Source organism: Acidovorax sp. Root402 (genome assembly GCF_001425125.1).
Classification (GTDB): Bacteria; Pseudomonadota; Gammaproteobacteria; order Burkholderiales; family Burkholderiaceae_C; genus Acidovorax; species Acidovorax delafieldii.
Map to the genome: position 1 here is coordinate 1 of NZ_LMDQ01000009.1, position 18,749 is coordinate 18,749.

16 protein-coding genes and 1 pseudogene are annotated in these 18,749 nt (G+C 60.4%); 5 read left to right on the forward strand and 12 right to left on the reverse strand.

Annotation, left to right across the window (positions count from 1 at the left end):
• The 9 genes and pseudogenes from ASC83_RS23865 to ASC83_RS04865 all read right to left on the reverse strand — a co-directional run.
• Positions 1-173: pseudogene (locus tag ASC83_RS23865) on the reverse strand (Zn-dependent hydrolase); the annotation flags it as partial.
• Between the two features lie 25 nt (positions 174-198).
• The gene (locus ASC83_RS04830; RefSeq protein ID WP_056058919.1) at positions 199-1,683 is read right to left on the reverse strand and encodes a M81 family metallopeptidase; all 1,485 of its coding nucleotides are present in this window, start codon (positions 1,681-1,683) and stop codon (positions 199-201) included.
• A 39-nt stretch (positions 1,684-1,722) separates the two neighbouring features.
• On the reverse strand, positions 1,723-2,424 hold the full coding sequence (locus ASC83_RS04835) for an ABC transporter ATP-binding protein (RefSeq protein WP_056058922.1): 702 nt from the start codon (positions 2,422-2,424) through the stop codon (positions 1,723-1,725).
• Positions 2,421-3,197: an ABC transporter ATP-binding protein gene (locus tag ASC83_RS04840; RefSeq protein ID WP_056058925.1), complete on the reverse strand. Its 777-nt coding sequence runs from the start codon at positions 3,195-3,197 to the stop codon at positions 2,421-2,423. The genes ASC83_RS04835 and ASC83_RS04840 overlap by 4 nt, the downstream gene beginning before the upstream one ends.
• Positions 3,194-4,204: a branched-chain amino acid ABC transporter permease gene (locus tag ASC83_RS04845; protein ID WP_056058928.1), complete on the reverse strand. Its 1,011-nt coding sequence runs from the start codon at positions 4,202-4,204 to the stop codon at positions 3,194-3,196. The genes ASC83_RS04840 and ASC83_RS04845 overlap by 4 nt, the downstream gene beginning before the upstream one ends.
• 5 nt (positions 4,205-4,209) lie before the next feature.
• Positions 4,210-5,070, reverse strand: coding sequence for a branched-chain amino acid ABC transporter permease (locus ASC83_RS04850; RefSeq protein ID WP_056058931.1), 861 nt, complete (start codon positions 5,068-5,070; stop codon positions 4,210-4,212).
• Between the two features lie 119 nt (positions 5,071-5,189).
• A complete protein-coding gene (locus tag ASC83_RS04855; protein WP_056058936.1) occupies positions 5,190-6,395 on the reverse strand; it encodes an ABC transporter substrate-binding protein in 1,206 nt (401 codons plus the stop codon).
• A 204-nt stretch (positions 6,396-6,599) separates the two neighbouring features.
• On the reverse strand, positions 6,600-7,358 hold the full coding sequence (locus tag ASC83_RS04860) for a response regulator transcription factor (RefSeq protein ID WP_056058939.1): 759 nt from the start codon (positions 7,356-7,358) through the stop codon (positions 6,600-6,602).
• Between the two features lie 38 nt (positions 7,359-7,396).
• Positions 7,397-9,409 (reverse strand): ATP-binding protein, encoded by a 2,013-nt coding sequence (locus tag ASC83_RS04865; protein WP_056058940.1) that lies wholly within the window; start codon positions 9,407-9,409, stop codon positions 7,397-7,399.
• A 1,918-nt stretch (positions 9,410-11,327) separates the two neighbouring features.
• On the opposite strand from ASC83_RS04865, the gene ASC83_RS04875 reads away from it, so the two are divergent.
• From ASC83_RS04875 to ASC83_RS04890, 4 genes are all read left to right on the forward strand, one after another.
• On the forward strand, positions 11,328-11,528 hold the full coding sequence (locus ASC83_RS04875; RefSeq protein ID WP_056058943.1) for a hypothetical protein: 201 nt from the start codon (positions 11,328-11,330) through the stop codon (positions 11,526-11,528).
• A 96-nt stretch (positions 11,529-11,624) separates the two neighbouring features.
• The gene (locus tag ASC83_RS04880; RefSeq protein ID WP_056058946.1) at positions 11,625-12,248 is read left to right on the forward strand and encodes a hypothetical protein; all 624 of its coding nucleotides are present in this window, start codon (positions 11,625-11,627) and stop codon (positions 12,246-12,248) included.
• Positions 12,238-12,450, forward strand: coding sequence for a hypothetical protein (locus ASC83_RS04885; RefSeq protein WP_056058949.1), 213 nt, complete (start codon positions 12,238-12,240; stop codon positions 12,448-12,450). The genes ASC83_RS04880 and ASC83_RS04885 overlap by 11 nt, the downstream gene beginning before the upstream one ends.
• Before the next feature lie 164 nt (positions 12,451-12,614).
• Complete coding sequence (locus ASC83_RS04890) at positions 12,615-13,667, forward strand: SDR family oxidoreductase (RefSeq protein WP_056058952.1); 1,053 nt, start codon at positions 12,615-12,617, stop codon at positions 13,665-13,667.
• A gap of 21 nt (positions 13,668-13,688) precedes the next feature.
• On the opposite strand, the gene ligD is transcribed toward ASC83_RS04890, so the two are convergent.
• From ligD to ASC83_RS04905, 3 genes are read right to left on the reverse strand one after another with little or no spacing between them, the layout of a single operon-like run.
• Complete coding sequence (gene ligD, locus ASC83_RS04895) at positions 13,689-17,120, reverse strand: DNA ligase D (RefSeq protein ID WP_056058955.1); 3,432 nt, start codon at positions 17,118-17,120, stop codon at positions 13,689-13,691.
• Positions 17,121-17,124: 4 nt separating this feature from the next.
• Positions 17,125-17,307 (reverse strand): DUF3606 domain-containing protein, encoded by a 183-nt coding sequence (locus ASC83_RS04900; protein WP_056058960.1) that lies wholly within the window; start codon positions 17,305-17,307, stop codon positions 17,125-17,127.
• Positions 17,308-17,337: 30 nt separating this feature from the next.
• Positions 17,338-18,258: a Ku protein gene (locus tag ASC83_RS04905; RefSeq protein WP_056058962.1), complete on the reverse strand. Its 921-nt coding sequence runs from the start codon at positions 18,256-18,258 to the stop codon at positions 17,338-17,340.
• Positions 18,259-18,386: 128 nt separating this feature from the next.
• On the opposite strand from ASC83_RS04905, the gene ASC83_RS04910 reads away from it, so the two are divergent.
• Complete coding sequence (locus ASC83_RS04910; RefSeq protein ID WP_056058964.1) at positions 18,387-18,731, forward strand: hypothetical protein; 345 nt, start codon at positions 18,387-18,389, stop codon at positions 18,729-18,731.
• Positions 18,732-18,749 lie beyond the last annotated feature (18 nt).

Genomic DNA, 18,749 nt, shown 5'->3' on the forward strand with positions numbered 1-18,749 from the left:
CGCGCCCAGCGGGTCACCAAGTCACGGCCCTGCTTGTCCAGGTCGGTGAGGGTGAGGCGGCACACGCCGCCCTTGGGGGTGGCGCCGATCTGCGCCAGTTCCATGAGCGAAGCCCACAGGCGATCGCCGTTGATGCGCAGGGTCTCGATGTCGGGTTTGACTTTCGTGTCCATGGGGTTCTCCAGAGATATAGCTCAGTCAGGGATATGTGAGCACGTCGCCCAACGGGTAGACGGGCTGGCGCAGGTTTTCGAACGGGAACAGCTGGTAGTCCGAGCTGGTCACGCCGGGGCTATCGCACTCCACCAATCCAGCAGAGAGCGGCACGAAGACCGGTCGGCAGTACATGCGCGACTTGAGCAGCAGGTAACGATATGCCGTGGGGTTCAGGCCCACACAAGAAAAAACGCCCAAATCCCACGGTTCGTGCGGCTGCTCCACCACCACGATCTGCGTGCCGCCGGCATCCAGCCAGACGGCACGCCCCATGGAGCAGCGCTGGCCGGTGTATATCGGGCCCGTCACGGTGTAGCTGCCGTCGCTGATGGCACGCACTGTGCCCTGCACCAGCACGGGCTCTTTGACAAGGCCGAGTCTGGTCAAAGGCACCTTGTTGCCCAGGCGCACCGACACCTGCGCCCCTACACCGGACGCCACGAGCTCCGCGACAGCCTCCGGATCCGCCAGGGGGCCGGTGGCAATACCTGTCATGCCGTGCCGCAAGGCGGCCTGCAGCACGTCCATGGTGTCGCAGGTTCCTCCGGACATGCAGTTGTCGCTGTGATCCAGCAGCAGCACGGGCTTGCCCGCTCCTTCGGCCATGCGCTGCGCCCGAACGAAGGCTTCGGCCAAGGGCTCGCTAGCATATACGTAGCCTTCACGTTCCGCCCAGATCTGGGCAGCCACGCGGTCCAGCGCAGCGGCGCACAGCGCTTCACCCTCGGCAGTGCATTCCGCCGTGGCCACTACGCTCACGCATGGTGCGGCGATGTCGGCCAAGGAGAAGCCTGCAAAGATGGTCATGGCCGGCACACCCTCCCCTTCAGCCTGCCGCGCCGATGACACGGCGGCGGCCATAGCGCCACCCAAGGTCGTGCTGCGCAGGGTGTGACTGAGCAGGGGCAACTGTCGCCAGCGCACGGCATAGCGCGTGCCTTGCTGCAACATCTGCAATACGAGACGTGCCGCGTGCTCGCCCGTTTCGTACATGTCCACATGCGGGTAGGTCTTGAACCCGACCATCACATCGGCGTTATCGACCATCTTCTGCGTGATGTTGCCGTGCAGGTCCAGTGCTACACCCAAAGGTACGCCAGGCGCAGCCGCCCTCACCCGGGCAAGCAGGTCTCCTTCCCCGTCCGGTGTGTTCTGCGCCACCATCGCGCCATGCAAATCGAGCAGGATGGCATCGCAACCCACCGCTGCAGCGACGATGCGGTCCGTCAACCGGCGGTAGGCATCGGCATCTACCGGCCCGCTGGGGTTTGCCGTGGCGGAGACGGGCGTCACGCACTGCGCCCCTACCCGCTTTGCTGCATCAATGAAAGCCGCCATCGCCGTTCGCATGCCGAAGTTGGCATGGAAGGCCGCCGCGTCGTACTCGGGCGCAAACGCCTTCAAGGGCGTGGGTACCGGAGAAAAGGTATTGGTCTCGTGGTTAAGACGAGCAATCAGAAACTTCATGAAACGCCCTTCGGAATTCAATGCGGGATGGGCCAGGGCTCAGGCCAAGCCCACGCCCAGATAACGGTCTTTGACCTCTTCATCGGCAAGAAAGCTTGCGTTGTCGGCTGTGTAGACGATGCGTCCTTGTTCCAGGATGCAATGGCGGTCGGCCAGTTGCGTGCAGACCTCCAGGTTCTGCTCCACCAGCAAGATGGCAACGCCTGCGGCCTTGATGGTCTTGAGCTGGGCCACGATTTCCTCCACGATCACGGGGGCCAGCCCCTCCACGGGCTCGTCCAACATGAGCAGCTTGGGGTCGTTCATCAGCGCGCGGCCGATCGCTAGCATTTGCTGCTCGCCGCCGGAGAGCTGCCCACCGCCGTTACGCTTGCGCTCCTTGAGCCTGGGGAAAATGCGGTACACGTCGTCCAGTTGCCAGGGTGAGCTTTTTCGCAGGCCCAGCATCAGGTTCTCTTCCACCGTCAGCAGCTTGAAGATGCCCCGGTGCTCCGGTACCAGACACACCCCCTGCCGGGCGATCACATGCGAAGCCTGACCCTGCAGCGGTTTGCCGGCAAATGCCACACGGCCCTGCGTGGGAGCGACTACCCCGGCAATGCTCTTGAGTGTGGTGGTCTTGCCTGCGCCGTTGCGCCCCAGCAGGGTGACCAGTTCGCCGTTACCCACCGTGAAACACACACCCTGAAGCACATGGCTTTTGCCGTAGTGGGCATGCAGGTTGTCAACATCGAGAATCATGCCTTGCCCCCTGTGATCATGTTGCCCAAGTACGCAGTCCGCACCCTTTCGTCGCTGCGTATGTCGTGTGGCATGCCTTCGGCCAGCACGCGCCCCAGCTGCATCACCGTCACGGCGTCCGAGATATCCATCACGATGTTCATGTTGTGCTCGATCAAGACCACCGTGTGTTCGTCGCGCAGGCTCTTGATCAAGCGCTTCATGTCGTCCAGGTCATCGATGCCCATACCCGAAGTGGGCTCATCCAGGAAAATGGCCTTGGGCCGTGCTGCCAGGGCCATGCCCACTTCCAGCCGGCGCTGCTGGCCATGCGAAAGATTGCCAGCGGGGGTGTCTGCGAGGTTCTCCAGTCCCACCTTCGACAGAACGGCGTCAACCACCTGCGACTGCGCACGCGCCCCTACCGGCTCGTGCCAAGGATTCAGGGCGCGTGCAGGCTGTACGCCTTGTGCGCCAAGGCGCAGGTTCTCACGCACCGGCAAGCTCAAGAACAGACTGGTCACCTGGAATGAACGCGCAATGCCTCGCTGCACCCGCCGATGGTCTGGCTCATGCGTGACATCCTGTCCATCAAAAAGAATCCGGCCTCCACTGACTGCCTTGGTGCCGGTGAGCATGTGGAACAACGTGGTCTTGCCAGCACCGTTGGGGCCAATCACCGAATGCACGGTATTCGCACGCACCTGGAGACTGACACCGTCCAGCGCTGCAAACTTGCCATAGTGCTTCTCGACATCAATGGCTTCCAACAAGATCGGGGTCTTTGGGCTCATGCCTGTTCTCCTTTCGCAGGAACTGCAGCTGCCGATGGCGCCACCACCGTGCCAGCCGACTGTTTGCGATGCCCTTGCAGCCGATGCCAGACCGTTTCACCCAGGCCCCACAGCCCGCGCTGCATCCAGAGGCTCACGGCCATCAATGCAATGCCCAGCAGTAAAAGCCAACGCGGCCACAGTTGAGACAGCCAGTCGGCCAGCAGCAGGTAGAACGCTGATCCCAGCAGCGAGGCAAACAGGTTGCCCGTCCCGCCAATAACGGTCATCACCAGGATCATTTCACTGGTGTGGTACTCCGCGTTGGACAGCGGAGCCAGGCCGGTCATCATGGCATGCAGCGCCCCCGCGAGACCGGTGACAGCACCCGAGATCACAAACGCCTGCAGCTTGAGCAGCCTGAGGTTGTAGCCAATGGCAGCCGCACGCTCTTCGTTGTCTCGCACTGCCAGCAAGGTTCGCCCGAATGTCGAGCGTGACACCTTGAGCAGCAGCCAGAACACCACCAGAAAAATCAGCGAAACAAAACCATAGAACTGCCAAGGCGACGCCAACGTCCACAGGTCAAAGCCCAGGATGGACACATTGGGACGAGGGATATCCATCAACCCGTTGTCTCCCCCCGTCAAGCCGGTAGCCGTATAGGCAATGAAATAGAACATCTGCGCAAAGGCCAAGGTCAGCATCACAAAGTAGGTGCCACGCTGGCGAATGGCCACCCAGCCCACCACGGCCGCCCCGATCGCTCCCATGACTGTGGCGAGCAGCAACGCAAGCGGCATGGGAACAGGCCAGCGGGTGAGTAGCAAGGCAACGGTGTAACTGCCCAGACCAAAGAAGATGCCCTGCCCGAACGAAAGCAAGCCGGTGAAGCCGAGCAGCAGATTGCAACCCATGGCCGCCAGCGCAAAGATGAGTACCTCGCTAGCCAAGGAGCCCGACTGCATCAGCAACGGCATGGCCACCACCACCACTGCTGCAAACAGAAAATGCGTGTATTTCTTCATGGGGTTCACTCCTTGCGGCCCAGCAGGCCGTGGGGACGCAGTAGCAGCACGGCGGCCATGGCAACATAGATCATCAGGCGGGCCCCTTCTGGCCATAGCGTGCTCATGACGCTTTGCACAATGCCGATCATCAATCCGCCCAGCAGTGCGCCGCTGAAACTGCCCAGCCCCCCCACGACCACCACAACAAAGGCTACCGCCAGGGCTTCAATGCCCATGAAGGGTTCTGCTCCACGGATGGGAGATGCAAGCACGCCGGCCAGTGCAGCGGTGGCTGCGCCCAAACCAAATACCAGGCTGAAAATACGCAGCACATTGATGCCGAGCAGCGAGACCATCTCGGTCGACTCGCTGCCTGCTCGCACAGCGCTACCGAGTCGCGTGCCCTCAAGAACCCACCACAGCAGCACTGCCAGCACCGAAGTAAAGCCGATCACGAACAGGCGGTACTTCGGGTAGATGAAACTGCCCCACATCACCACTCCCTGCAGCGCGTCGGGAACCGCCACGCTGTCACCCAGTGGGCCCCATTGCAGGATCACCAGCTCCTGGACTGCGAGTGCCAGACCCACCGTCACGAGGATGTGAAACTCATGGTCCGAGGCATACACGTGGCGCAGGACCAGCTTTTCCGTGGCCCAGCCAATCGCCCCCACCACCAGCGGCACCACTACCAGAGCCAACCAGAAGCTCATGCCCCATCGCGTCATCTGGTAGCAAAAATACGCTCCGATCAGGTAGAACGCCCCATGCGCGAAGTTCACGAATCGCAGCAAACCGAAAACAATGGACAGGCCCACCGCCAACAGGAAATACAGCATGCCAATGCCGATTCCATTGATGACCTGTAGAAGGTAAATGTTCATAAAGTGCTCGGCCGAACGACCACCAGCCGCACCCTGTCGGTGCCGCTGGGGTTCTCAAAAAATGGGGCGGCCACAGCGCGTGCATGGGGCTATGCCCAGCCCGGCGGACGCCGCGAGGGTCAGGTGCGTTTGCAGCCCGTCTGGTCGATGGGCAGGAACGACTTGCCCGAACTGAGCACGTCCACGTAGTCGTCCTTGTTCTTCATCTTGGACTTGGCCTTGCCCTTGAGCAGGTAGTAGTTCTTGAGCACCTGATGGTCCGCCTTTCGCACCTCTTCCTCACCGGTCAGACCCTGGTATTTGTGGCCCTCCAGTGCGGCGATCACGGCTTTTTGCTCCACGGATCCGGCCTTGATGATTCCGTCGATCAGCAGCTTTGTGCAGATATAGGAGCCCGCCAGGCTGTAGTTGGGGTTCATCTTGAGCTTGTCATTGGTGCGTTTGACAAGATCGCGGTTGAGTTCGGAATCCACCGTGTGCCAGTACTGGGCACCAAAGTAGATACCGTCGCACAGGTCTGCGCCCAGCGATTCGAACTGCTCCAAACCAGAGGCCCAGGCCACCAGGATCGTCATGTTCTTGTGCATACCAAAGCTCACGGCCTGGCGGAGCGTGTCGGCACATTGCGCGCCAAAGTTCAGCAGCAGCAGGACATCGGGCTTTGCGGCCAAAGCATTGGTGATGTAGCCGCTGAACTCCTTCTCGGTCAGCGAGTGGTAGCTGTTACCCACATGCTCGACACCCTTTTCCTTGAAGATGTTCTTGGCAGCCGACAGCAGGCCATCGCCAAACACGTACTGCGGTGTGATGGTGTACCAGCGCTTGGCCTTAGGCATGGAATCGATCAGCGGACGCACCGTCTGCTCGACGGCGCCGAAAGTGGGTACCGACCAGCGGAAGGTCGCTGCATTGCAGTCCGACCCAGTGATTTCATCGGCCCCAGCCGTGGTCACAAACAGGCCGCCAGCCTTCTCGGCCTCCTTGCCCATGGCCAGGGCCTCGCCCGAAAGGATGCCGCCCGCGAAGAATCGAGCCCCTTGCTGCTGCGCTGCTTCCTGCACCTTGCGCACGGCTGTAGCGGGCTTACCTTCCGTGTCCAGGAGTGTGTAGGCCAGCGGGCGATTGAGGGCTTTGCCATATTGCTCAATGGCCAGTCGCATCCCCATGTCGGCGAACTTTCCGTTGGCCGCAAAAGGACCGGACATCGGTACCGGACAGCCAAACTGAATGGCGCCCGGTGCCTGCGCAAAGGCGCTGCGGGTCAGGCCGATAGAGGCGGACAGCGCACTCAGTGCCGAGACTTGCAGAAGATGACGACGTTGCATGGAGGACTCCAGTGAGTAGAAGTGGGAGATCAAGAGTTGCCACCTCCATGGTGTCCAAGAAACCACCTTCCTGATCTTTCCAAATCTTTCATTTGGATTCATGCAAGCACAGGGTTAACCCAGCACGCTTTCGTTGCTGGCGCGGCCAAACCGCGGCGCGCTCCCCGTCTGGTTTAGCGCCGCTTCAAGAGGATCACGGGAGTGTCAATGCAGCCGTTGAGTGTCCTGCACGAGCTGTGCTGAGGCTGTAAAGGCGTAGCCAATCTGGTGCAGCGTCTTGACCGGCAGAGGTTCAGAAAACGCTTCCGCCGCCTTTTTGCGCAGCCTCGTGAGAAGCAAGTTGAGCCGTTCAGCCCCGTTTTGGGCACGAGCACCAAACAGGTGAGTGCTGAGGTCGCGCTTGGACACGGGCTGGCCATCCGCTCGCAGGAGTTGCTGCAAGAACATGAACTCGTGGGTCGTCAGTTGCAGACACTTGCCCTGCGGCGATGACAGTACCCAGTCCTTCATGGCCAGCACCCAGCACGCCGCCTTTGCGACAGGTATGGCCGCAGCAACCAGCGATCCTGCGGGGTCTACGGATGTCCTGGGGGCAAGTCGGCTCGCCGTAGCGTCAATATTGGCGGCCAACTCCAGCAGGTTGACCGGCTTGACCAGGTAACGATCTGCCCCAGCACGCATTCCCGCCAGACGATCGTCAAGTGAATCTCGGGCGCTGAGGATGATCACCCCCACCTCGGGTCTGGACTTGAGTAGCGACGCCACGCTGAGGCCATCCTCTCCGGGAAGCCCCAGGTCCAAGAGAACCACATCGACCGGCTGAACGGTGAACCCTTTGTAAAACGCCTCGGCGCTACCCGCACCCCAAACGCTATAGCCCGAGTCGAGCAAGAATTCCTCGATGCTGTGCAGTTGATCGGAGTCGTCCTCTACGATAGCAATGCTGGGCTTGGATTGGGTCATGTTGCGAATACCTCCGGCACCTGTCCGGAATGCAACATTCAGGCCACCGGTGTCACGTTCAACGGGATGTCGATCACAAAGCGAGTGCCTTGGGGTTGGACGGCCTGTAGCTGGACAGCCCCACCATGCAAGTCAACGATCCGTTTTACCAAAGCCAGCCCCAGTCCGGCACCGGGTTTGCCCTCTGCCGTACGGCCGCGGCGGTACTTCTCAAACACCAGCGTTTGCTCTTCCAGCGGAATGCCAGGGCCTTCGTCCTCAATGACAAAACGGCACTGGCCCTCTTGCTGATGCACGCTAAGAGACACCGTTGCACCCACCTCGGAATACTTGAATGCGTTCGACAGCACGTTCATGAGCATCACGCGCAACAGCACGGGGTCGCCGTTCAATGATGGCAACCCGGGTTCCACCGTCAGGTACAGCGGGTGCTCGGCAGACAGTTGGCCACCGTTTTCTGTTACCCACAGGCACAACTCTCCCACGTCAACGGGTACTGGCTCTACCGCAAAGTTGTGGCTATCAATGCGGTCCTGGGTCAGGCAGTTGTCAAAGAAGTAGCTCAATCGCGCCGAGCCCCGCAGGATGCGCTGCGCCAATGCCAGCTGCGCGGGCACATCCTTGGAGCGCAGCGCAAGCAACTGCCCGGCGGTGTTGATCACCGCCAGTGGAGAACGTACCTCATGGGACAGCATGGCGATGAAATGGCGCTGGTCGGTCAGCGTCTGCTCAATGGAGGCCACAGCACTCTCCAACTCCTGGGTGCGTTGCGCGACCATTTGCTCCAGATCTTCGGCATGCTCCTTCAAATGCCCTGCCATGTAGCCCATGGAATCCGCCAGAGACCGTAACTCGCGAATAGGGCTGGATTTCGGTGCCTGGGCATTCCAGTCGGACTGGGTCAGTCTGACTGCCCAGTCACTGAGTACCTGCAAGGGTCTCACCAACCGGCTGGCTACGAACACCGAAAACAGCACTGAAGCCAGCAAGACGGCCAGCGTGGTGTAGATCGTGTTGCGTAGCACCCCCCGCAACGGCGTGTTGAAGCGGCTCTCAGGCAGGATGATCGCCATCGTCAGCACAGGACCGCGATCCAGCGCATGCGTCCACCAACGCGCCAGGTGGCGCACGCCGTCCACATCCATGAATCGGTTTCCCTCGCGTTGACCGCTCTGCAGGATGTGCTGCCCCAACGCACGCATCACGGGGTCGCGGCTTTGGTCGATGCGCACACGCTGCCCATCCACCAAAGCCGATACACCTGCAGACGGATCGTGCGAGGACATTGCAAGCAGTTCTCCCGAGGCCTCGGCCAGAAAGGCCCTGCCCCCGGACTCGGAGGCCAGCGCGGCCAGAAACTCGTTGAGCTGGGACAGCGCCACATCGGCGGTGACCACCCCGATCAAACTGCCATCGCGTGAGCGGACGGGAGCTGAAATCCCCATGCCAATTGCGGCATATGCGCCTTGCGCATCGTTGATCATGTAGCGATAAGGCGCGTACCACGCGACCCCATCATTGGCAATCGCTGACTGGTACCACGGACGGGTACGTGCATCAAAGCCCACCTCGCTGCGGGAAATCAGCGTTGGCTCGCGACTCACGGCGTCGATACGCAAAACCTCCATGGCCCGGCCATCACTGATCCGTGCGCGCAGCATGCGCAAAGCGCGGTCCTCCCCCAAAGGGGGACGGCTGCCGGCGTAGTACTGACCATCAGGCATGCCCATGGATATGAAGGTCAGTTGGGGTTGCTGGTCGATCTGCAGCATGAACTGGCGCATCAACACGTCAGGTTGCTGAACCATCAGATATCCGGCGCGCACTTGCTCGACATTGAAAGCGACTACGCGCTGCGGCACATCAAAGAAGGAGACCACCTTTTCGCGGACCCTGCCTGAGACCTCGTCAGCCAATTGCAGCGCGAACTCTTCCATGGCACCCGTAGCAGAGCGATAAAACAAACTGCTGCTGGCAAGCACCAGGGGCAGCAAAACCGCCAACAGTGCGAGTGTCAGAAAAGTGCGCAGGGCAAGACGGCGAGTGAACATTGGGAGATCGAGGGTGTACAGGCGGTGCACCGCAGAGACACGCCTGTGCGCGCGGTTCGGCGCGTTGCCTCGGATTCAATCACATGTACTCAACGAGGGCCTTGAGCCTTTGTTTGTCGCCCCCATGCGACTCAACCTTACGGTGCGCCTACGCGCAGTGTCTTCGGATGCCAAGCTCAGTTCACGTACTGTAGAACCTGCCGTAGTCGTCTTCAGTCACTTGCCTGGCCGAGAACGGCAATTGCTCAGGCATTTAGATAGACCACATGGGGTCTGTTTCTTCCCTCTGTCAGTGCAGCAGTGACTCTGCCTACTGCTATCAGGAATGCCAGTTACGCAGCGGTTGCTGCCGCACGGCGTCGCAGACCAAACGTCCGCACTCACCCCCATAGCAGCCATTGGACGATGCATTTTCTCTCAAGGCCCCTCCGGCTAGGGCAACCGCATATGCAACCCTCAGCCGGTATATTTCAGAGACTACATCTGCAGAATAGGCTCAGGAGTTGACATGCAGTCCAAGGATCACTGGGAACAGGTGTATTCGACAAGATCCATCTCCGGTGCGAGCTGGTTTCAAGAGCATGCTAAGCGCTCCGTTCAGTTAATCCAACATGCTGGCCTAGCCCGAGGCGCCGGTATCATTGATGTGGGAGGGGGCGCCTCGTCGAAGGCCCGCCTGGGTCACCTCTCCGGTGATGTCTCCAGGCTGTTGAGAGATATCACTCGTCTGGAACTCTCGCAGCATTTTTATGACGTTTGGCATGACAGGGCGTTTTTCCATTTCCTTACCGCCCCTGCGGATACGTGATTGTGGCGACGTGCAGAGGACGGTCCGGACAAGTGCAGCGGCTTGTCGGCGATGCGATACAGCCCGATAGGTTGCGTGCAGAGTTTGGTGCCCAGTTCACGCTTTTACAGCAGGAACGCGAGGAACATCAGACGCCGGCTGGCACGGTTCAGAAGTTCGTCTACTGCCTATGCTGCAAAGAACCAAACTGAAGTGCGCTTGCAACCGCGGTTCTGAAAATAACGGATCATCTGGCTGACGCTTTGAATGAGCTCGGGCTTCGCCTGCGTCGAACCTGGCGGATCATCCCGTCATTTCCATGGGTTGAGATACCCGCTGTACATTCTGTTGGTGCGACGATTTTTGTTCATATGCCTGCTGTTTATGAGCAGTGCTTTTTTGACCCAGGCGGTCTCTGCGAGCATTTCCTCCTACGGCCATTGCTGTATCACCGAATGCGGTGATATGGATGCGTGCGCCGTTCCTGGCTGCCAACCCTGTGGCTTGCACCTGATGACCTCCACGCTGTCCCGAAGGTCGGATTCACCTCAGTCCACAGGCATGCCCGACGGCTCTGTAAAAGGCTGGACTTCTTGGCGGGCATCGGTGTGGCGACCTCCTGACTAGGTTTGGGTTGATTTCTCAATTTCCATTCAACCTAAACAGGAACATTCCTATGAAGAACAAACTTTTGAAGTTCAGTGTGGCCACTCTCTTGCTTTCGATTGCAAGCGTGGCCATGGCCCAAACCGATTGCTGCTCAGAACTCGCTGAGTGCTGCCTGGAAATGTTGGGCTGCTGCGATTGATAGCTAGCACTTAGCTGTCGCATGAAGGGTCGGCGTCCATGGATGCTGACCCTTTTTTTCTTCCTGGCAGCGATGCGCATGGTGGCGGTCTGGCATGCCGCTCAATTGCTGACCGCAGAGCAATTGCGCCGGAGCGCGCCTTTGCCCCGTCAACAGCGAGCTACAGCTTGTGCAATTTGTCACCTCCCCTCGCACCTGGCCCACAGGCCTATAGGACACGGCCTACAAAAAGCGCTGCGGTGCCCCTCGAACATGAACCCACACAAGACGCCTTTGAAGGCTTTGTGTGCAACCTTTGTTCAACCACTTCGACAGGAGCCACCATGTCTCAAAACAACCCGCAGAACCAGCCCAACACYCCTTCGTCTCAGCGCCAGTCGCCCGCCGGGCAGCAGCAGGCCGAGCAGAGCACGGGCGGCAACACCCACCGCCAGCAAGGTGCCCGCAACGACGCCGACACACACGCGCAGGGCCGCGACCAGAAGCAGCAAGGCAGCCGCGATTCGCACAAGAGCCAGCCTTGAGACCGGGCGGGCCGCAACAGCACGTGGCCAGCCGCACCCTTCCATTCCTATTCACTTTCAATTTTTGATATTCCCATTGACCGCAAGGAGAACACCATGGGCTACAGAGACAGCGACGACAGCAACTTTTCCCGCCATGGCATGGGCCGCGATGCCGACGACATGCGCTTTACCGAGCGCGGTGACCACCAGGGCTACGGCAGCGAAGACCATCGCGGCAGCAGCCCTGGCGGTTACCGCCAGGAGTTCGAGAACGGCAATGACCGCAGCGACCGCTATGAGCAAGAACGCTATGGCCAGGAACGTTACGGCCAGTACGGCCTGAACCGCAGCCGTGGCGAATCGCAGGGCTACCCACGCACCGGGCGTGAGAGCTTTGGCGCGTATGGGCCTCAGGGCCGCTCGGGCTATGACAACGGCCCAGCCCGTCAGCACCAGGCCTGGGGCGCCCCGTACGAGAGCCAGGGCTTTCGCGATGACGAAGGGCGTTTTGCCTCGCCCTATCGCGATGATGAACGCGGCCAGGGTGGCTACGGCAACGCCTATGGCTTCACCCGCAACGCACCGCCCGCCCAGCAGAGCCGGGGCCACCGCGATCCCGACTACCAGCAGTGGCGCGACGAGCAACTGCGCATGCTGGATGACGACTACGACAGCTGGCGCAAGGAGCGCTACCAGAAGTTCTCAGTGGCGCGACGAGCAACTGCGCATGCTGGATGACGACTACGACAGCTGGCGCAAGGAGCGCTACCAGAAGTTCTCGGATGACTTCAGCCAGTGGCGCTCCAGCCGCACCAGCGGCAGTTCGGGTCAGCAGCAGTCCGGCCAGCAGAACCAGAAAGGTGCGGGCTCCCAGAGCGCATCCAGCAGTGCATCGGGCGGCAACCAGGGCAATACCGGCAAGTCCAAGGATGCCGGCTGACCGTTGCAGCGACTGACGCGGCCGGGCCGGGGCAGTGTGTACTGGCCCGGCCCGGTCGTTGAACTCGCCGTCCGTATCACCGTGGGCGCACTGGCCTTGAAGCCCAGGCGCCACTTCTTACTTTGGTTGACTTAGAGCCCCTCGCGGCAGAAAGACATACCGCCATGACCGCCTCCACCTCCATCCGCTCCCAGCCCCCCAAAAAATCCAGTTCCAGCGCATCCGGCCACCAGACCGCAAAGAAGCACCGCGCCATCCAGGCCCAGCAAGACCTGAACAACCAGGACAACGTTGCGCAGAACGAGAGGAAGGAAGCGCAGAAGGGCGCCCCCAACCAACGTGCAGCACCAGGTCCTGGCCATGAAGAGCCCAAGCCGCCACTGCCGCGCCAGCATCTGGACAAGCCCGGCCTGGAAGCCGATATGCAGCTCAAACCGCGCTACCAAGCCCAGCATTACCGTGGTAGTGGCAAGCTCGATGGGATGTCGGTACTGATCACCGGGGGAGATTCCGGCATCGGGCGCGCCGTGGCTGTGCTCTGCGCCCGCGAGGGGGCGGATGTCGCCATCGCCTACCTGAGTGAACATGAGGATGCCCGCGAGACCTGTGCCCATATCGAGGCCGAAGGGGGCCGCAGCCTGGCGCTGGCGGGTGATGTGAAAGATGCGGATTTCTGCAGCGAGGCGGTGGGCAAGGTCGTGAAGACCTTTGGCAAACTCAATGTGCTGATCAACAACGCGGCGTTTCAGGAGCACGCTGCGTCGCTCGATGAATTAACGGAGGAACGGTTTGACGAGACATTCCGCACCAACATCTACGGCTACTTCCACATGGCCAAGGCGGCGCTGCCGCATCTGCAACGCGGCGATTCGATCATCAACACGGGCTCGGTCACGGGCCTGCGAGGTAGCAAGGAGCTGCTGGACTATTCGGCCACCAAGGGCGCGATCCATGCCTTTACCAAGGCGCTGGCGCACAACCTGGCCGACCGGGGCATTCGCGTGAACGCGGTGGCGCCGGGGCCGGTGTGGACACCGTTGAACCCTGCGGACCGCCCCGCCAATGAGGTGGAAAAGTTTGGCGCCAAAACGCACCTGGGCCGCCCGGCGCAACCCGAGGAAATTTCACCCGCCTACGTGTTCCTGGCGGCGCCGTGTTGCTCCAGCTACATCACGGGCATCGTGCTGCCCATAACCGGCAATGCGGGGGACGGCTAGCTGCAACAAATAATCAACGGGTCAGGGACGATGAGCACTTTTCTGCGCGGCAGATAGCACCTTGTGAGCCCTTTCCAGGGATTGGCGCTTCCTCCAGAATTTCGCCCAAGGGTCCTCCTGCTGAAAACTCAGATACTCCCGGGCCGTGGCAATGGTCCACTGCGCCCCACCTTTGAGTTCCTTGAGTTGTTCCCATCCCACCGGCATCGAAACCCCCATACCAGGCCGCGAACGAGCGGAAAACGCGCACGCGGTGGTCTGCCCGTGGCCATTGCGCAAGTAGTCGATGAATATCTTCCCGACGCGCTTTCGCCCTCCCATCACAGCGACAAATTTCGATGGAATGACGCGGGCCATGTGCCGGGCGACTGCTTGGGAGAAGGCCTTCACCTTGGGGTAGTCGTACTTCGGCGCAATGGGCACGACCAGGTGCAGTCCCTTACCACCACTGGTCTTGAGCCAGCATTCCAGACCTAGCTCAGCAAGCACCACCCGCGTGAGCTGCGCCGCTTCCTGCAGCATCGGCCACGTGACTCCCTCGCCAGGATCAAGGTCAAGCACGAACCGATCCGGTTGGTTGATTCGGGCTACCTTTGAATTCCAGGTGTGGAACTCGATCACATTCATCTGGGCAGCAGACACCAGCCCTTCTTCAGAACCCACTGTTAGCAACGCCTCGTGGCCCGGCCAAAGCGCTGGATCGAGTATCTTCACACCAGGCATCCGGCTGTCGGAGTGCTTCTGGAAAAACAGCTGCCCGGTGATGCCAGTGGGAGCCCTCACCAAAGAAGTCGGGCGGTCCCTGAGATGCGGAAGCATCCATTCAGCCACGCTCTCGTAGTACCGGACGAGGTCGATCTTGCGCAGTCCTGTACTGGGATCGATCACCCGGTCAGGATGGGTGATCTTGACATTTGGGCTGGAAGACGTTGCCTTGCTTTTTGCTGCCACCGCAGAGGTTGTTGGGCTTCGAGGTGCCTTAGCGCTCTCGCGTGTGATCATCTGCGCGGGCTTGTCGGTGCGGATTCCACGAAACACGGCATGGCGAATGCGCTTGTCAGGCGTCCACTCGCCAAACGCCACCTCCACCACCAGCGAGGGACGAACCCACCGTTCTGCGCCCGCCTTCCGCTTGGACCAGCGCCCCGGCTTGAACTCGGCTTCATCTAGGGACGGTTCCGCGACTTCCAGCTTCGCCAGGCGTCGGTGCAACTTGGCGCCCATCGCTGCGTCCCACCCTGTGCCAACCGAACCGGCGGCCAGGAGCTTTCCATCCTCGTAGTAGCCCAGCAGCAGGCTACCCACTTCCTTGAGGGCACCTGTGCGATCGTTAAATCCCAAAACTACGAACTCCTGCCGATGCTGGCATTTGAGCTTCATCCAGCTGTCCGTGCGTCCCGAAACGTAGGGCGCGTCCGCGCGCTTGACCATCAAGCCCTCCAGCCCCATCTCGCACGCTGCGCCCAGAAGCTGGGAGGGCACCACTTCATAGGCGGGGCTGAAGCGCACTACGTTGTTCTCGCGTTTGTTGAAAAGCTCCTTGAGCAACTGCCGCCGCGCAGAAAGCGGTACATCGCGCAGATCCTGGTCGCCCAGGTAAGGGACATCGAAAGCGAAGAACACGACATCGCGCGTACGCGCATTGTCGATAGCGTTCTGAAGCCGGTTGAAGTCGGGCAGTCCTGAATCGTTGAGGACCACAATCTCCCCGTCAATCCAGGCCCGGGTCACCCCCAACTTCGCGATTGCGTTGGCGACGCCTTGCAGCTTGTTCGTCCAGTCATTTCCGTTACGCGTGAAAAGCCGGACCTCGTCGCCCTCGACCCGAGCGAGGATCCGGTATCCATCAAATTTGGTCTCGATGATCCAGTTGCCCTCGGGGACCGAGGACACCAGGGTAGCGAGCTGCGGCTCCAGCTTCTCAGGCATACGGTCCTTGCGCGAAAGGGCCATCGATGTAGGGGCGGCGGCTGACGCCTGCGCGCCACCAGCCGGTTCGCGCTCCTCTGCCAGTCCGAGCGGCGTCTCAACCACGCTGTCGGGCAGCGCGGTGATAACGTCGTAGTCCGTGCTCGCTCGCGCCCAGGCGTCGCCGCTCTTTTTGAAGAGAATCCACTGGTCCTGCTTCTTTTCGCCGGGCTTGGAAATCCGTACGAGTTCCCACAAGCCTGCGAGCTTTTGACCGTGGAGGTGGAACATGATCTTGCCCTTGGCCAATCCCTCTCCGGGGTCACCCACTGGCTCCCAGGTTCCTCGGTCCCAGATAATGACTTTGCCACCTCCGTACTGGCCCTTGGGAATCGTGCCCTCAAAAGTGTTGTAGCCGACGGGATGGTCCTCCACGTGGATTGCCAAGGACTTGACCTTGGGGTCCAAAGAGGGGCCTTTAGGCACTGCCCAGCTGACCATCACCCCGTCCATTTCCAGGCGAAAGTCGTAGTGGAGGCGGGTTGCCCAGTGTTTCTGTATGACGAATTGCAGGGCCTTGTTCGGCGCGCTTTCACTACGAGGCCGCTTTGCGGTAACGCCTGCAGGTTCGCCAGTTTTGCTGAAGTCACGCTTGGCGTTGTACTTCGTAAGCGGATCGATTGGGGATGCCAGCTCCGCTTTCGCGTTTGGCAGCTCCGGCTTTGTGCGTGGCGATTTTTGGGCTCCAGTTGTCTGTTTGCGAGGGGACCGACTGTTCTCGACGGAGAGTTCCGCCCAGACCGGAGCGTGGTCGCTCGGGCTTTCTCTTCCGCGCTCCTCGCGGTCCACGCCCGCGTCCACCAGTTTGAGCGAGTGTCCAACCAAGATGTGATCGATGCGGAGGCCGGCATCGCGCTCCCAGCGCTTGCGCCGGTAGTCCCAGAAGGTGAACGGCACTTTCTTCCGATGCAGCTTGGCAATGGCATCTGTCCAGCCTTGCGACAGAACACTGGCGAAAGCTGCGCGTGGCTCTGGCTGCAGCAATGCGTCATCGCGCCAAGTGTCTGGCTTGTAGATGTCGGCATCGGTGGGTACGACGTTCCAATCACCCAGCAACACCACGGGATGCCCGGAGTTCCACAGTTCCTGGGTGCGGCGCTGTAGTCGCTCGAACCATCGGAGTTTGTAGTCGAACTTGGGACCGGGGCACGGATTGCCGTTGGGCAAATAGAGGCATGCGAACAGGATCCCTTGGATGGCTGCTTCAAGATAGCGCGCCTCCTTATCTGCCGGGTCCCCAGGCAGCGCCGTGGCGACCGGCAGAGGCTCCGCGTGGCGGTTCAGAATTGCCACACCATTCCACGTCCGTTGGCCGACCACCAAGCTGTTGTATCCGGCGGCCTGCAGTGCGGCGGTCGGGAAATCATCCGCCAGGCATTTGATCTCCTGGAGCGCGACAACATCAGGTTGCGTACGCTGCAGCCAGTCCAAAAGCAGCGCTATGCGCTTATTGACGTTGTTGATGTTCCACGTCGCGACCCGCACGGACTCACCGGCTTTGCTTCAAGTGGGCCTCAACTGCGGCGGCCTCGTTGCCGACTGCACCGACTGCAGCCTTGAGTTGCTCCGGTGTCACGTTGAACTTCTTGGCCCAGTCGCGAACCTCGTAGTCCTCGGACAGGTTGATGCGTTTGCGATCCTGGCCGCCGATTTGGGATTTGCTGTCTGGCATGGTGCTACTCCTTTCAAGGGGGAATAAGACTTAAGCTGCTTTGCGTTCAGCACCTGACCTGCGCGCAGAGGATTTGGCTGCAGGCTTTCTGGAGGGAGTCTTCGCGGCTGTTTTGCTTGAGGGTGTTTTGGCAGCCGACTTTTTGGTGCCGGACTCTCCCCTGCTTTTGAGACTGCGTTGGAGCAATGCGGTGAGATCAATCACGTCGGCGGACTGCGGTGCTTCCTCTTCAGGTTGGAGCACAGTCTTGCCCTCTCCGGCCATCGCTTTCTTTTCCACCAGCTGCATGACCTGAAGGCGGAACTCATCCTTGAAGTCGGCTGGGTCCCACTTGCCGGACATTTCCTCCACGAGTTGCGTGGCCATCTTGAGCTCAGCCGCGCTTATCGCCTTGCGGCCCTCGGCAGGGAGTGCCAAGCTATCCAGCGTCTTGACCTCATCGCCCCATCGCAGCAGTGACAGGACGAGGGCCGGTCCTGAGGGCACAAGGGCAGCCAAATGCTGTTTGGTAGCGATGACAACTTTCGCCAGACCGATTTTTCCCGTAGAGACTAGCGCTTCCCTCAGGAGAGCGTAGACCTTGTCGCTTTTATTGATGGGCGCGACGTAGTACGGACGCTCAAGGAATACGAAAGGCAGTTCGTTCGCTTCGATGAACCGTTCAATCGTGATCGTCTGCGTGGTCTTCGGAAAGACAGCTTCGACTTCCTCGGGGCTGATGATTACGTACTTGCCGTCTTCGTACTCGACACCCTTGACGATGTTGTCCTTGGTGATTTCGCGGCCAGTGCGCTTGTTCACCCGCTTGTAGCCCACCGGGTCCATGCTGCGTTTGTCCAGCCAGTCAAAGTCCACGCCTTCCGCTGTGGCTGCGGTGTGCAGGCCGACAGGTATGTGGACCAAGCCGAATGTGATGGCACCTTTCCAGAGGGTGCGACTGCCAGTTGCCATGGGGTTCTCCACCGTATCTATGGCGACCAGTCTGGCGGTTGGGCTTTCGGGAGAATGTAGGCCGCGACTTACCACTGGCGTAGGCTTTCGAACATTCCTGTCCCAGTGGCTCGTTCCTATGCTCGGGCATGGCCAATGAACTACGCCTGGTGGCAGTCCATGTTGAAGAACCCAGTCCCGGCACTTACGAGTGGGTGATCACGGAACAGCGCTCTGGGGATCAATGGGTAGAAATCGACCGAGCGACCGGTGGGCGTCATCGCTACAAGGAAGCGATGGCCGATGGGTTGGTCTCGCTTGAACAGATGATTGACGATCTCGATGAGGGGCCCCGCTGGACGCGGGGGCGAAGCGATGCAACTCAGAAAGAAGGGCTGATTGCGACAGCGCACTCCGATGCTGAAGAGACCGCCAAGAGGCCGCAACCGAAACCTGAGAAAGTTGGCTATTTCGGTTTCGGCCCCATCAGGTGAAGGTTTCCAATGTGAACG